This is a genomic window from Pseudomonas reinekei (assembly GCF_001945365.1).
Lineage (GTDB): Bacteria > Pseudomonadota > Gammaproteobacteria > Pseudomonadales > Pseudomonadaceae > Aquipseudomonas > Aquipseudomonas reinekei.
On the sequence record NZ_MSTQ01000016.1, the window covers coordinates 37,775 to 50,385 of the forward strand.

At 58.5% G+C, this 12,611-nt stretch carries 14 protein-coding genes; 6 read left to right on the forward strand and 8 right to left on the reverse strand.

Annotated elements, in window-relative coordinates:
- Positions 1 to 57: 57 nt before the first annotated feature.
- The 4 genes from BVK86_RS22165 to BVK86_RS22180 all read right to left on the reverse strand — a co-directional run bounded on the left by BVK86_RS22165 (position 58) and on the right by BVK86_RS22180 (position 4,028).
- Positions 58 to 705, reverse strand: a complete 648-nt coding sequence (locus BVK86_RS22165; protein WP_075948456.1) for a C40 family peptidase — start codon at positions 703 to 705, stop codon at positions 58 to 60.
- A gap of 227 nt (positions 706 to 932) precedes the next feature.
- A complete protein-coding gene (gene hda, locus BVK86_RS22170) occupies positions 933 to 1,637 on the reverse strand; it encodes a DnaA regulatory inactivator Hda (protein WP_056852945.1) in 705 nt (234 codons plus the stop codon).
- 219 nt (positions 1,638 to 1,856) lie between these two features.
- A complete protein-coding gene (locus tag BVK86_RS22175; protein ID WP_075948457.1) occupies positions 1,857 to 2,930 on the reverse strand; it encodes an AI-2E family transporter in 1,074 nt (357 codons plus the stop codon).
- 36 nt (positions 2,931 to 2,966) lie between these two features.
- A complete protein-coding gene (locus BVK86_RS22180; protein ID WP_075948458.1) occupies positions 2,967 to 4,028 on the reverse strand; it encodes a DUF2066 domain-containing protein in 1,062 nt (353 codons plus the stop codon).
- Positions 4,029 to 4,415: 387 nt separating this feature from the next.
- Here BVK86_RS22180 and purM point away from each other — a divergent pair, with 387 nt between their 5' ends.
- The 5 genes from purM (at position 4,416) to BVK86_RS22205 (ending at position 8,327) form a co-directional block, all read left to right on the forward strand.
- Positions 4,416 to 5,474: a phosphoribosylformylglycinamidine cyclo-ligase gene (gene purM, locus BVK86_RS22185; RefSeq protein WP_008148639.1), complete on the forward strand. Its 1,059-nt coding sequence runs from the start codon at positions 4,416 to 4,418 to the stop codon at positions 5,472 to 5,474.
- Complete coding sequence (gene purN / locus BVK86_RS22190) at positions 5,474 to 6,124, forward strand: phosphoribosylglycinamide formyltransferase (RefSeq protein ID WP_075948459.1); 651 nt, start codon at positions 5,474 to 5,476, stop codon at positions 6,122 to 6,124. The genes purM and purN overlap by 1 nt, the downstream gene beginning before the upstream one ends.
- A gap of 8 nt (positions 6,125 to 6,132) precedes the next feature.
- Positions 6,133 to 6,846 (forward strand): DUF3108 domain-containing protein, encoded by a 714-nt coding sequence (locus tag BVK86_RS22195; protein ID WP_075948460.1) that lies wholly within the window; start codon positions 6,133 to 6,135, stop codon positions 6,844 to 6,846.
- 141 nt (positions 6,847 to 6,987) lie between these two features.
- Positions 6,988 to 7,404, forward strand: coding sequence for an OsmC family protein (locus BVK86_RS22200; protein ID WP_075948461.1), 417 nt, complete (start codon positions 6,988 to 6,990; stop codon positions 7,402 to 7,404).
- Positions 7,405 to 7,466: 62 nt separating this feature from the next.
- On the forward strand, positions 7,467 to 8,327 hold the full coding sequence (locus tag BVK86_RS22205; protein ID WP_075948462.1) for a pirin family protein: 861 nt from the start codon (positions 7,467 to 7,469) through the stop codon (positions 8,325 to 8,327).
- A 146-nt stretch (positions 8,328 to 8,473) separates the two neighbouring features.
- Here the strand turns inward: BVK86_RS22205 and BVK86_RS22210 are convergent, their stop codons facing one another.
- The 4 genes from BVK86_RS22210 to BVK86_RS22225 all read right to left on the reverse strand — a co-directional run bounded on the left by BVK86_RS22210 (position 8,474) and on the right by BVK86_RS22225 (position 12,179).
- On the reverse strand, positions 8,474 to 9,202 hold the full coding sequence (locus BVK86_RS22210; RefSeq protein ID WP_075948463.1) for a dienelactone hydrolase family protein: 729 nt from the start codon (positions 9,200 to 9,202) through the stop codon (positions 8,474 to 8,476).
- Between the two features lie 67 nt (positions 9,203 to 9,269).
- On the reverse strand, positions 9,270 to 11,174 hold the full coding sequence (gene htpG / locus BVK86_RS22215) for a molecular chaperone HtpG (RefSeq protein WP_075948523.1): 1,905 nt from the start codon (positions 11,172 to 11,174) through the stop codon (positions 9,270 to 9,272).
- 82 nt (positions 11,175 to 11,256) lie between these two features.
- Positions 11,257 to 11,706 (reverse strand): PaaI family thioesterase, encoded by a 450-nt coding sequence (locus BVK86_RS22220; protein WP_075948464.1) that lies wholly within the window; start codon positions 11,704 to 11,706, stop codon positions 11,257 to 11,259.
- Positions 11,703 to 12,179 carry a PaaI family thioesterase gene (locus BVK86_RS22225; protein ID WP_075948465.1) on the reverse strand — a complete coding sequence of 159 codons (477 nt, stop codon included), beginning with the start codon at positions 12,177 to 12,179 and terminating at the stop codon, positions 11,703 to 11,705. Before BVK86_RS22225 ends, BVK86_RS22220 begins: the two co-directional genes overlap by 4 nt.
- Before the next feature lie 161 nt (positions 12,180 to 12,340).
- On the opposite strand from BVK86_RS22225, the gene BVK86_RS22230 reads away from it, so the two are divergent.
- A complete protein-coding gene (locus BVK86_RS22230; protein ID WP_075948466.1) occupies positions 12,341 to 12,586 on the forward strand; it encodes a hypothetical protein in 246 nt (81 codons plus the stop codon).
- The last annotated feature ends 25 nt before the right edge of the window (positions 12,587 to 12,611 follow it).

Consider the following 12,611-nt stretch of genomic DNA (forward strand, 5'->3'; position numbering starts at 1 on the left):
AGCGCTTATCAGGCAAACTTCAAGTAAGACTTTAAGTTCACCTTACAGAATGTCAGCTTACTTGCGAGCGGTGACGATTGGAGCTGCACCTGGCGCCATGGCGAGTGCACGCTTGGCTTCGATGAAGGTCTTGCTCCAGTAGCTGTCGCCCAGGCTATCGATCCGAACACCACCGCTACGGCGGCTGCTGGAATGGATGAACTGGTTGTCACCCAGATAGATCCCGGCATGGCTGACGCGACCACGGCGACCATTGGTGGCGAAGAACAACAGATCGCCCGGCTCGAGCTTGCTGCGCGACACCAGTGGTGCGTCCACGTTGATCATTTCGCGGGTTGAGCGTGGCAGGTTCATGCCGGCCTCTTCGCGGAACAGGTAGCCGATGAAACCGCTGCAATCGAAGCCGGCTTCCGAGGTACCACCGAAACGGTAACGGGTACCAATCAGCGACATGCCGCGTTCAAGGATGCTGTCTGCCAGAACCGGCAGCTGGTAGGACTTGCCATCGGCGAAGGCGGCCAGTTCTTTTTCGGTCGCCACTTCTTCTTGGTAAAGAGCTTCCTGATAACGAGCGGAAGACTGAGCGGTAACAGAGTTTTGAACCTGCTGTTGCTGCGCTTGCTGGGCCACTGGAGTGTGGGCAGCGCAACCGAACAACAGGGTAACGAGTGCGAGAGGCACGAGGGGTGCAAAGCGATTTAGCATGGGCACGACCGTGGCTGATAGTTGTAAAGAAGCCGAGACTATGCCCGCTATCATCCTCATTTGCAAATTCAATCGAACTTTTTGTGACTTATCGGTTTCTCGTTAACATCTAAGCGCTTAAGCCTATTTTGAATGTTGACGCAGCCTGCAACCGTGCAGGAAAGCGGATTTTCTGGCGCCTGAAATATGCCAGAAACCGCTTCAGACCTTGAATTTACCGGGTTCTGCTACCAACCCAGCGTCTCTTTAAGGAAGGGAATTGTCAGCTTGCGCTGGGCTTGAAGCGAGGCCTGATCGAGTTGTTCGAGCAAGTCGAAAAGCGCGCTCATGCTGCGGGTCCCACGGGTCAAAATAAAATGCCCGACTTCGTCGGTCAGGTGCAGGCCGCGACGGGATGCACGCAGTTGCAGGGCACGCAGTTTGTCTTCATCGGAGAGCGGGCGCATCTGGAAGATCAGCGCCAGGGTCAGACGGGATTTGAGGTCCGCCAGTTTCACCGGCAGTTCGCGCGGTGAAGTCGATGCTGCAATCAGCAAGCGCCGACCGCTGTCACGCAGACGATTGAACAGATGGAACAGCGCTTCTTCCCAATCCGCCTTGCCTGCCACTGCATGCAAGTCATCCAGACAGACCAGCTCATACTGTTCAAGGTTGTCGAGGATTTCGATGCCGCGATCCATCAACTCGGCCAACGGCAGATACACCGCCGGCTCACCCATCTGCTCGAATCGCAGGCAGGCGGCCTGCAACAGATGCGTACGCCCTACTCCGTGCTTGCCCCAAAGATAGATCAGACTCTCGGTCCAGCCGGCGTCGGCTTCGCACAGCCGCTCGACATAGCCGAGTGCAGCGGCATTGGCGCCTGGGTAGTAGTTGATAAAGGTGGCGTCGTCACGCAGACGCACACCTAGGGGCAACTGAATCGGTTTCATGCTGACTGAACAGTTCCAAAGGAACCGTTAGTGGCCTCTGTGTAAAGTTTGCGAAGTTTATACCCGTGAAGCCGACCGCACAATGCGACAGACCACAAGCAAAATCAAAGGTTTGCGTTGGCGCACCGGTTTTATGACAGTTTCTTTGGCGCGGCGGGCAACAAACCGGCGTCGAGTGCGGGTCATCCCGGAAGTGATCCAGGATGTCCGCGCTACCCGTTAGAGCTCGGGCTCATCAACACCACTGTAAATCTCAGAATCTTTATATAAATCATGCACATGGCGCACTAACACCATGATGACCGCCGCGACCGGCAGCGCCAGCAGAACACCGGTGAACCCGAACAACTCTCCACCGGCCAGAATCGCGAAGATCACCGCCACCGGGTGCAAGCCGATTCGATCCCCCACCAGCAACGGCGTCAGCACCATCCCCTCAAGCGCCTGCCCCACCATGAACACAGCGACGATGCCGACCATCGGGTACAGATCACCGCCGAACTGGAACAACCCGGCAATCAGCGCCGCGCCGATACCGATCACAAAGCCCATGTACGGCACAATCGCCGCCAAGCCGGCAATCAGACCGATCAGCAGGCCCAACTCCAATCCCACCAACATCAGGCCCGCGGCGTAGATCACGCCCAGAGCCACCATCACCAGCAGTTGCCCGCGAACGAACGCCCCAAGTACCTCATGGCACTCACCGGCCAGCATCACCGCGCGCTCTTCGCGGTCACGGGGCAACAGGCTGCGGATCTTGGCCATCATCAGGTCCCAATCGCGCAACAGGTAAAAACTCACCACCGGGATCAGCACCAGATTCGCCAGCCAGCCAATCAGCGCAAGGCCAGAGGCCGTCGCCTGGCTCAGCACGACACCGACAATGTCAGTGGTTTGCCCCATGTGCTCGCTGATAGCCGCCTTGAGCTTGTCGAATTTCCAGAAACCCTCCGACAAGCCGAACTTCGACTGCGCCCACGGCAGAGCGGTGTGCTGCAGCCAATCAAGCATCTGTGGCGCCAGCTCATACAAGCGGAACAGTTGCTTGGCGAGCATCGGCACCAAGACCAGCAACAGCGCAGTGACAATCAACGTGAACAGCGCGAACACCGTGATTACGCCCCAGGTGCGCGACAGCCCGGCCCTTTCCAGCCGGTCTACCACGGGATCGAACAGGTACGCCAACAGTAACGCCACCAGGAACGGCGTGAGAATCGGATGTAACAGCCAGATAAACGCGCAGAGCAGGACCACTGCACCCAACCAGAACCAACGCCGCGTATCGGCCATGAACCACTCCATTGCTTCTATATAAAGAAAGAAAATCTACCAGCGAAAACGCAGTTGCGGAGTCGGTGCCGGGGTTGGCGCTACGGCAGGTGCCGAACCGTCCGCTGCAGGCTGAGCCGGAACCACGGGAGTTTCAGCGACCGGTGCCGCCGTCACCTCCTGCAATTTCGCCAGCGACAGTTGGGCACGCAATTGATCGGTGCTGCCATTGACCCGATAGAGAATCCGGTCGCCGTCGACACTTTGCGGGCGCCCGTTAAAAGGCTCAAGCAAACGCCCCAGCGCCGCGTAACGCTCAAGGTTCATGCCCTGCACTTCCAGCAACTGCGGAGTCGAGGCCCCAGGCTTGGCGACATAGCGAGGCGCCAACCGCTCGTTGACCGCCAGCATCACCGCATCCGCCACGGCAACCTGATCAGCCCCCTGAACGCTGCCCGCTTCCTTTTGATCGCCCAACCACAACCGCCACTTGGCTTGCCACTGCCCACCCTCTTCCCGGGCATGCACCGCGAGCAAGGCGTCGGCATTGTAACGTTCCGACGCACCACGCAGTGCGGCCGGATCAGCACTTTCCAGATTCGGCGCCGTGGCGACGATCTGCTCGTTCAAATCGGCAAGAGGCAAGCGCAGCGGCAAGCCACGATGCTGCGCTGCCCGACGCAACGGCACGGCGCTGGCCTGACCGTCGCCCACCAGGCTTGAACCCTCCGTGGAATCGTTCAGCCACCAGCCGAGGATCGATGGCCGATTGGCGCCCCAGATGGCCAGCCCGGCGCGCCGCAATGCCTGCTCGGTGGAGGCCGGGTCAAAATCGACTTTCAGCACTTCCGGAGGCCCCGCATCAAACCCGTACTGGCTGATGATTTGCTGCGGGTCCTTACGAATCGCCGCCAGCCCCGGATTTTGCACCGCCTTGGGATCGCCGGTCAGGCGCAGCACCAGCGTATCCAGCGCGCGCTGGGTCGCTTGATCGCGCTCTTCCGGCGCCTGACCATTGACCGGCTCGCGCACCTGGTAGAGGCCTTTGACGGTTTCGGCATGACTGACCAGACTGAACAACGATAAACAGCCCACAAACAAGAATGTACAAAAACGCATGGAAGATTCCTGACGACAAGAGCGGCTGGAACAGACCGCATGAAGACGATCGAGCAAGGCTGTGACCATCGCCCGGCGCAAAACATTCACACGCTCTGGGTTAGTTTTTTCGCACTGTCATAACGATAGACGGTTAATGGCAATACCTTGCACAGGTCGGCAGGATGCCATCAACCCGGAAGAATTAAGGTTTTTTTAGGCTGATATGCTCCCTGCCGTCGGCCTGAGGATGGCCGCTGCCCTTCAAGCCTGATAAAATCGCGCGCCTTCGCAGACCGGCAACAGCCGGGCACTTTCGAAATACGCGTGAGGCAATCGCCCTCGTCGATTTCGGCGGCCCCGCTGGACTCGGTCGTTACCCCTGAATCCCCCCTAAAGGCCTGGATCATGAGCAAGCAACCCTCCCTGAGCTACAAGGACGCCGGTGTAGACATCGACGCCGGTGAAGCATTGGTCGAACGCATCAAGAGCGTCGCCAAGCGCACTGCGCGCCCGGAAGTCATGGGCGGCCTGGGCGGTTTCGGCGCCCTCTGCGAAATCCCGGCCGGCTACAAGCAGCCTGTGCTGGTTTCCGGTACTGACGGCGTCGGCACCAAGCTGCGCCTGGCACTGAACCTGAACAAGCACGACAGCATCGGCATCGACCTGGTCGCCATGTGCGTCAATGACCTGGTGGTTTGCGGCGCCGAGCCGCTGTTCTTCCTCGACTACTACGCCACCGGCAAACTGAACGTCGAAACCGCGACCCAGGTCGTCACCGGTATCGGTGCTGGTTGCGAACTGTCGGGTTGCTCCCTGGTTGGCGGCGAAACCGCTGAAATGCCCGGCATGTACGAAGGCGAAGACTACGACCTGGCCGGCTTCTGCGTCGGCGTCGTGGAAAAATCCGAAATCATCGACGGTTCCAAAGTCGCTGCCGGCGATGCCCTGCTCGCCCTGCCGTCTTCCGGCCCGCACTCCAACGGTTACTCGCTGATCCGCAAGATCATCGAAGTGTCCGGTGCCGACATCGAAAACATCCAGCTTGATGGCAAACCGCTGACCGACCTGCTGATGGCCCCGACCCGTATCTACGTCAAGCCACTGCTCAAGCTGATCAAGGAAACCGGCGCTGTCAAAGCGATGGCCCACATCACCGGTGGCGGCCTGCTGGACAACATCCCGCGCGTTCTGCCAAAAGGCGCTCAGGCGGTGGTTGACGTGGCGAGCTGGACCCGCCCGGCGGTGTTCGACTGGCTGCAAGAGAAAGGCAACGTCGACGAGAACGAAATGCACCGCGTGCTGAACTGCGGCGTGGGCATGGTTATCTGCGTGGCTCAAGAGCACGTCGAAACCGCCCTGAACGTTCTTCGCGAAGCTGGCGAGCAGCCATGGGTCATCGGCCAGATCTCCACCGCTGCCGAAGGCGCGGCTCAGGTTGAACTGAAGAACCTCAAGGCCCATTGATGTCCCAGACCTGTGACGTGGTGGTGCTGTTGTCCGGCACCGGCAGTAACTTGCAGGCCTTGATCGACAGCACGCGGACCGGCGACAGCCCGGTCCGCATTGCTGCGGTGATTTCCAACCGCGCCGACGCCTACGGCCTGCAACGCGCCAGTGATGCAGGTATCGCCACCCGCTCGCTGGATCACAAGGCTTTCGAAGGTCGTGAGGCCTTCGATGCCGCGTTGATCGAACTGATCGACGCCTTCAACCCCAAACTCGTGGTACTGGCCGGCTTCATGCGTATTCTCAGCGCTGACTTCGTGCGTCACTACCAGGGTCGCCTGCTCAATATCCATCCCTCGCTGCTACCCAAATACAAAGGGTTACACACTCATCAGCGCGCGCTGGAGGCCGGCGACACCGAACACGGCTGCTCCGTGCACTTCGTCACCGAGGAACTCGATGGCGGACCACTGGTCGTACAGGCAGTAATACCGGTAGAGTTGCATGACTCGCCGCAAAGTCTGGCGCAGCGAGTCCATGCTCAGGAACACTTGATCTACCCGATGGCCGTACGCTGGTTTGCCGAAGGCCGGTTGTCACTCAGTGATCAAGGTGCCTTACTGGATGGACAGTTACTCGCGGCCAGCGGCCACTTGATTCGAACCTAGGAGATTTTATGCGTCGCGCCCTGCTCTTCGCTTGCGCTCTGCTTGCCTTGCCATTCGCGCAGGCCGCAGACCTTCAGCCCTTCTCCGCCAGCTACACCGCCGACTGGAAGCAGTTGCCCATGAGCGGTACCGCCGAACGCAGCCTGACCAAGGAAGCCAACGGCATCTGGAAGCTCAACTTCAAGGCGTCGATGATGATCGCCAGCCTGTCCGAAGAAAGCACCCTGACCGTCGACAAGGACACCCTGCTGCCACAGTCCTATCACTTCGAACGCGGTGGCCTGGGCAAAGCCAAGAAAGCCGACCTGGACTTCGACTGGACGGCCAAAAAGGTCACCGGCACCGATCGTGGTGACGCGGTCAATATTCCGCTGAACCGCGGCATGCTCGACAAATCCACCTATCAACTGGCGCTGCAACACGACGTGGCTGCCGGCAAAAAGAGCATGAGCTATCAGGTTGTCGATGATGGCGAAGTCGATACTTATGACTTCCGCGTGCTCGGTTCCGAAAAAGTCGACACCAAGGCTGGCCAGATCGATGCGATCAAGGTCGAGCGCGTGCGCGACCCGACACAAAGCAAGCGCATCACCGTGCTGTGGTTCGCCAAGGATTGGGATTACCTGCTGGTCCGCCTGCAACAGGTCGAAACCGACGGCAAGGAGTACAACATCATGCTCCTGGACGGCACCGTCAACGGCAAGGCTGTCAAAGGCAGCTGATCCGCATCGACATGAAGAAGCCCCGCATTGCGGGGTTTTTTTTGAATGCTAAAAATCAGGAACGCTCGCCCGGTACAAAGCTCTATACCTTCAAGGTCTTTTTTGATCGAATGCCTTTTCCTGTCGCTTGCGAGGTTTTCCATGACTGTCACCGTCAATACCGTTTCTGCCGAAGGTTTTCGCCACAGCGTCCAGATCGATGAGCACGAACTGTTCGCCGACGTGCCCGTCACGGCTGGCGGCGAAGGCTCGGCCCCGGAACCCCACGACTATTTCGACGCAGCACTGGGCGCCTGCAAGGCCCTGACCCTGAAGCTCTACGCAAAGAAAAAAGACATCCCGCTCACGGGTGTCGGCGTGGAGGTCAAGCGCGACAACAGCCAGGAACAGAAGGGCAAGTACGCACTGCACGTCAAACTGACACTCAAGGGCGTGCTCACCGACGCTCAGCGCGAAGAGCTGCACCGCGTCGCCGATCGCTGCCCGATCCACAAGTTGATGACCACCAGCGAAGTCAGCATCGAAACCCATCTGTCTGAAGGCGCGTTCAGCCAATAGCGGCAACGGCTGCGCAAGCGGGTTATGCTCCAACGCATTACCCGCTCAGCCTGGAATGCACCATGAACACTCCGCTCGTGATCCGCCCCCGCGCCGAAGATGTCGAAGGCCAGCCGATTCTTCGCCCGTTGCCGTCAGCCAAATGCCGTAATGTCGGGCCCTTCGTGTTTTTCGACCACATGCTCGAAACCGAGTATCCGGCAGGCAAAGGCATGAACATCCGACAGCACCCGCACATTGGGCTGTCAACCCTCACCTATTTGTTCGACGGGCAGATCCAGCACAAGGACAGCCTCGGTTCCGATCAGGTGGTCAATGCTGGCGATGTCAGCTGGATGACTGCCGGCAGCGCCATCGCCCACGTTGAACGCACGCCACAACCGCTATGGGACCAACGTTTCAGGATGCACGGTTTGCAAATCTGGCTGGCGTCCCCGAAAGATCACGAACAAGGCCCAGGGCATTACAGCCATCACCCGGCGGCCACGCTCCCGGTCAGCGACAACCTTGGGGTGAAGATCCGCATGATTGCCGGGTCAGGCTTTTGTCTGGAATCGCCGGTGCCGGTGCTCTCGCCCACGCTGTATGCCGAACTGCACCTGCAAACGGCGACGACGCTGCTGATTCCCACCGAGCACGAAGAGCGTGCGCTGTATGTGTTAAGCGGTGAGGTGCAACTGGATGGCGAATCGATAGAGCCGCATTCGTTGGTAGTGCTGCCTGCCGGAGAGGAAATGACCCTGTCCGCTGACAGTGACACGCATGCGGTGCTGTTGGGTGGCGCACCACTGGACGGGCCGCGGCGGATCAACTGGAATTTTGTCGCGAGCGATCCGGCGGCTATCGATGAAGCACGCCGGCGCTGGGCGGTCGGGGATTGGCCTACGGTGCCCGGGGAAGTCGAGCGGATCGAATTGCCTTAGCTTTTCCATAGATTGTCAGCCCGCCTTCGCGGGCAGGTCCGCTCCCACAGTGAGGGATGTGATCACAGGTTTTGTGTACACCACCGAACCCTGTGGGAGCGGGCTTGCCCGCGAAGAGGCCGGCGCTGACACCGGCCAAATCACTCTTAACCCTTGAACACTTCATCCAGCAGGTTATGCATCGACGTGAACGCCCGTGCGGCAATTTTCGCGTCATACATCATCATTCCCGGCACATTCGCATGCGGATCGGTGAACGAGTGGAACGCCCCGCCGTAGCTCAGTAGCTGCCAATCCACACCGGCCGCGTTCATTTCATCTTCGAACGCTGGCAATTGCTCTTTCGGCACCAATGGATCGGACGCGCCGTGCAGTACCAGCACCTTGCCCTTGATGTTCTTCGCATCGGCCGGATTCGGTGTGTCCAGCGTACCGTGGAACGATATCGCTGCCTTTACCGGTGCGCCGGTACGGGCAAACTCCAGGGCACAGCAACCACCGAAGCAGAAACCGTAGGTCGCCAGCTTCGAGGTATCGACCGCCGCGTCACCCTGGCTAAGCAACTGCTCGAACGCCACCTGCATGCGTTTGCGCAGCAGTGGACGGTCATTCTTCAACGGCATCATCGCCGCGCCCGCCTCGTCGTTGTTCTGCGGACGAATCGATTGCCCATAAAGGTCCGCGATCAACACCACGTAGCCTTTGGCTGCCACCGACCTGGCGATTTCCTCGGCCCCGGCGCTGACGCCCATCCAGTTCGGCGCCATCAACAGACCCGGAAGCGGGCCTTTGTGATCGGCGTCGAACGCCAGGCGGCTTTCATAGGATTGGCCATCAATCTGATAGGCCACGGAACGCACAGTGATTTGGCTCATTTCTGACTCCTGATTAGTGAACACCAGAATGAAAAAACCCGCCGAAGCGGGTTTTTCTGCAACACAGTTAAGCCGATAACTCGACCAACAACTTGTTCAGACGACGCACATACGCCGCTGGATCTTTCAAGCTGTCGCCAGCCGCCAGGGCTGCCTGATCGAAGAGGATATGCGACAGGTCGCCGAAGCGTTCGTCGCTCTGCTCGTTGTCGAGCTTCTCGATCAGCGGGTGAGCCGGGTTGAATTCGAAGATCGGCTTCGAATCCGGAACCTTCTGACCGCTGGCTTCGAGGATCTGACGCATTTGCAGACCCAGATCCTGCTCGCCGATGGCCAGAATCGCCGGGGAATCAGTCAGGCGGTGGGATACTCGTACTTCAGCGACGGATTCACCCAGCGCCGTTTTCAGACGCTCAACCAGACCTTCTTTGGACTTGGCGACTTCTTCCGCGGCCTTCTTGTCCTCTTCCGAGTCCAGGTTGCCGAGGTCGAGGTCACCTCGCGCCACGTCGACAAAGCTCTTGCCGTCGAAGTCGTTGAGGTAGCTCATCAGCCACTCGTCGATGCGGTCGGTCAGCAGCAGCACTTCGATGCCTTTCTTGCGGAAGACTTCCAGGTGCGGGCTGTTTTTGACTTGTGCGTAGGTTTCGCCGGTGAGGTAATAAATCTTGTCCTGACCTTCCTTGGCACGTGCCAGGTACTCGGCCAGGCCAACAACCTGCTCGCCGTCGTCGCCATTGGTCGATGCAAAACGCAGCAGACCAGCGATTTTCTCTTTGTTGGCGAAATCTTCAGCCGGGCCTTCTTTCATGACCTGGCCGAAGTTTTTCCAGAAGCCCTTGTATTGCTCAGGCTCGTTCTTCGCCAGTTTTTCCAGCATGTCCAGAACGCGCTTGGTCAGTGCCGACTTCATGGAATCGATGATCGGGTCCTTCTGCAGGATTTCCCGCGACACGTTCAGCGACAGGTCGTTGGAGTCGACCACGCCTTTGATAAAGCGCAGGTACAGCGGCAGGAACGATTCGGCCTGGTCCATGACGAACACACGCTGCACGTAGAGCTTCAGGCCTTTCGGCGCTTCACGCTGGTACAGGTCGAACGGAGCACGGGCCGGTACGTACAGCAGCGAGCTGTATTCCAGCTTGCCTTCGACCTTGTTGTGGCTCCAGCTCAGCGGGTTTTCGAAGTCATGAGCGATGTGCTTGTAGAACTCCTGATATTCCTCGTCCTTGATCTCGGTACGCGGACGGGTCCACAGGGCACTGGCGCGGTTGACGGTTTCCCATTCAACAGCCGGTTGCTCTTCGCCCTCGGCGGCTGCCACTTCTTTCGGCAGCTCGATCGGCAAAGCGATGTGATCGGAGTATTTTTTGATGATGTTGCGCAGACGCCAGCCATCGGCGAACTCGTCTTCACCGGATTTGAGGTGCAGGACGATGCGAGTACCGCGCTCGGCTTTATCAATCGTTGCAACTTCGAAATCGCCCTCGCCCTTGGACGACCAATGCACGCCTTCGCTGGCGGCGCTGCCGGCACGACGGCTGTACACGTCGACTTTGTCAGCGACGATGAATGCGGAGTAGAAACCAACACCAAACTGACCGATCAGGTGCGAGTCCTTTTTCTGATCGCCGGTCAGGTGCTTCATGAAATCGGCGGTGCCGGACTTGGCGATGGTGCCCAGGTGCGTGATCGCATCCTCGCGGCTCATGCCAATGCCGTTGTCTTCGAGGGTGACGGTCTTGGCGTCCTTGTCGAAGCTCACACGGATTTTCAGTTCGGCGCCACCTTCCAGCAGTTCTGGCTTGGACAGCGCTTCGAAACGTAGTTTGTCTACAGCGTCAGAGGCGTTCGAGATCAGTTCGCGAAGGAAAATTTCCTTGTTGGAATACAGCGAATGGATCATGAGGTGCAGCAGTTGCTTCACCTCGGTCTGGAAGCCCAGGGTTTCCTTTTGAGTTTCCACACTCATGGTCATCAAACTCCAATCAGATGGCATTGGCCGCGACCTTGAGCGGTCAGCGGCGGGTTGTCATCAGAGTTGGGGGCTCAGTTCAGGATTTCAAGGGCTCCTCGAGTTTGAAATGTGCTCGGGCCGTAGCGATGGGCTCGCCTTCGGTGGTTTGCCAGGCGGTAATCGCCACGTTGGCCACCCGACGCCCCTGCCGACAAACCTGGCAACGAGCCCAGGTATCGCGGAACTGCCCGGCGCGCAGGTAATCGAGGGAGAAGTCGATGATCTTCGGTACACCCGGCGAGCCGGTAGCAATCAACAGGTGCAGTGCAGCAGACAGCTCCATGAAACCGGCAATCACGCCGCCATGGATGGCTGGCAATAAAGGATTGCCAATGTTGTCCTTGTTGGCCGGCAGACGAAACAGCAATTCATCCCCCACCCGTGAACACTCGACACCGATCAGCCCGGCATAAGGAATGAGTTGCAGCAACGGCGCATAGTCGCCTTTCTGGTGAGCGTCTTGAAGCTGTCGTTTGAAATCACTCATTGCCCCGCTCCCTTGATCACGCCACCAAAGTTTTGGGTGCCCTTGATGGCCTTGCCCATGCGCATGAAAGTGCCCACCACATGGGCGATGGGCTGTTCGGGATCGTCCTGATAGGCAAAGCCGCGGGCGAAAATCACATCGGTGGTGACCCGGTAGCACTGGGCGAAGCCGTAGACATCTTTATGCGGCTCGGCGGCATGCATGTAATCGATGCGCAGATCGAGGGTTGGGCAGACTTCGAACTCGGGCAGCACGCAGAGCGTAGACATGCCGCATGCCGTGTCCATCAGCGATGTCAGGGCACCGCCGTGAATGACGCCTGTCTGCGGGTTGCCGACGATCTGCGGGCCGTAGGGCAGCACCACCGTGAGCCCCTCGGTACTGGCGCTGTGAACTCGCAAGCCGAGTACCTGACAATGCCTCAGCGCCGATAGAAATCGCGTCGCACGCTCAAAAACGGGGTTTTCGGCCATTTGATAAAAACTCTTGTTTAATAGTCAGACAGTGCAGTAGCGGAACGGGCAAAAGTTCCGCGTTAGAACAAACTTATATATCTGAAGAATTTGAGGAACTTAACCCTGACGCCCGGGCTCTTAAGGCCAGATAGAACATTTTCCATAAGGAGAAACACCCCATGCGTAAGACTTTAGCTATTGCCTTGATGTTGACCGCTTCCCTCGGTCTCGCAGCCTGCGATAAAAAATCCGAGGACAAAGCTCAAGATGCTGCCGAACATGCTGAGCAAGCTCAGCAAGACATGAGCAAAGCTCAGGATAAAGTGAACGACGCGGCGAAAGAAAACGCCGAAGCTGCCAAAGATCAGGCTGAATCGAATGCAGAAGCGGCTAAAGAAGCTGCTCCGGAAGCACCTAAGAATTAATTCGGTTTTTAGCGTGATAAAAGAA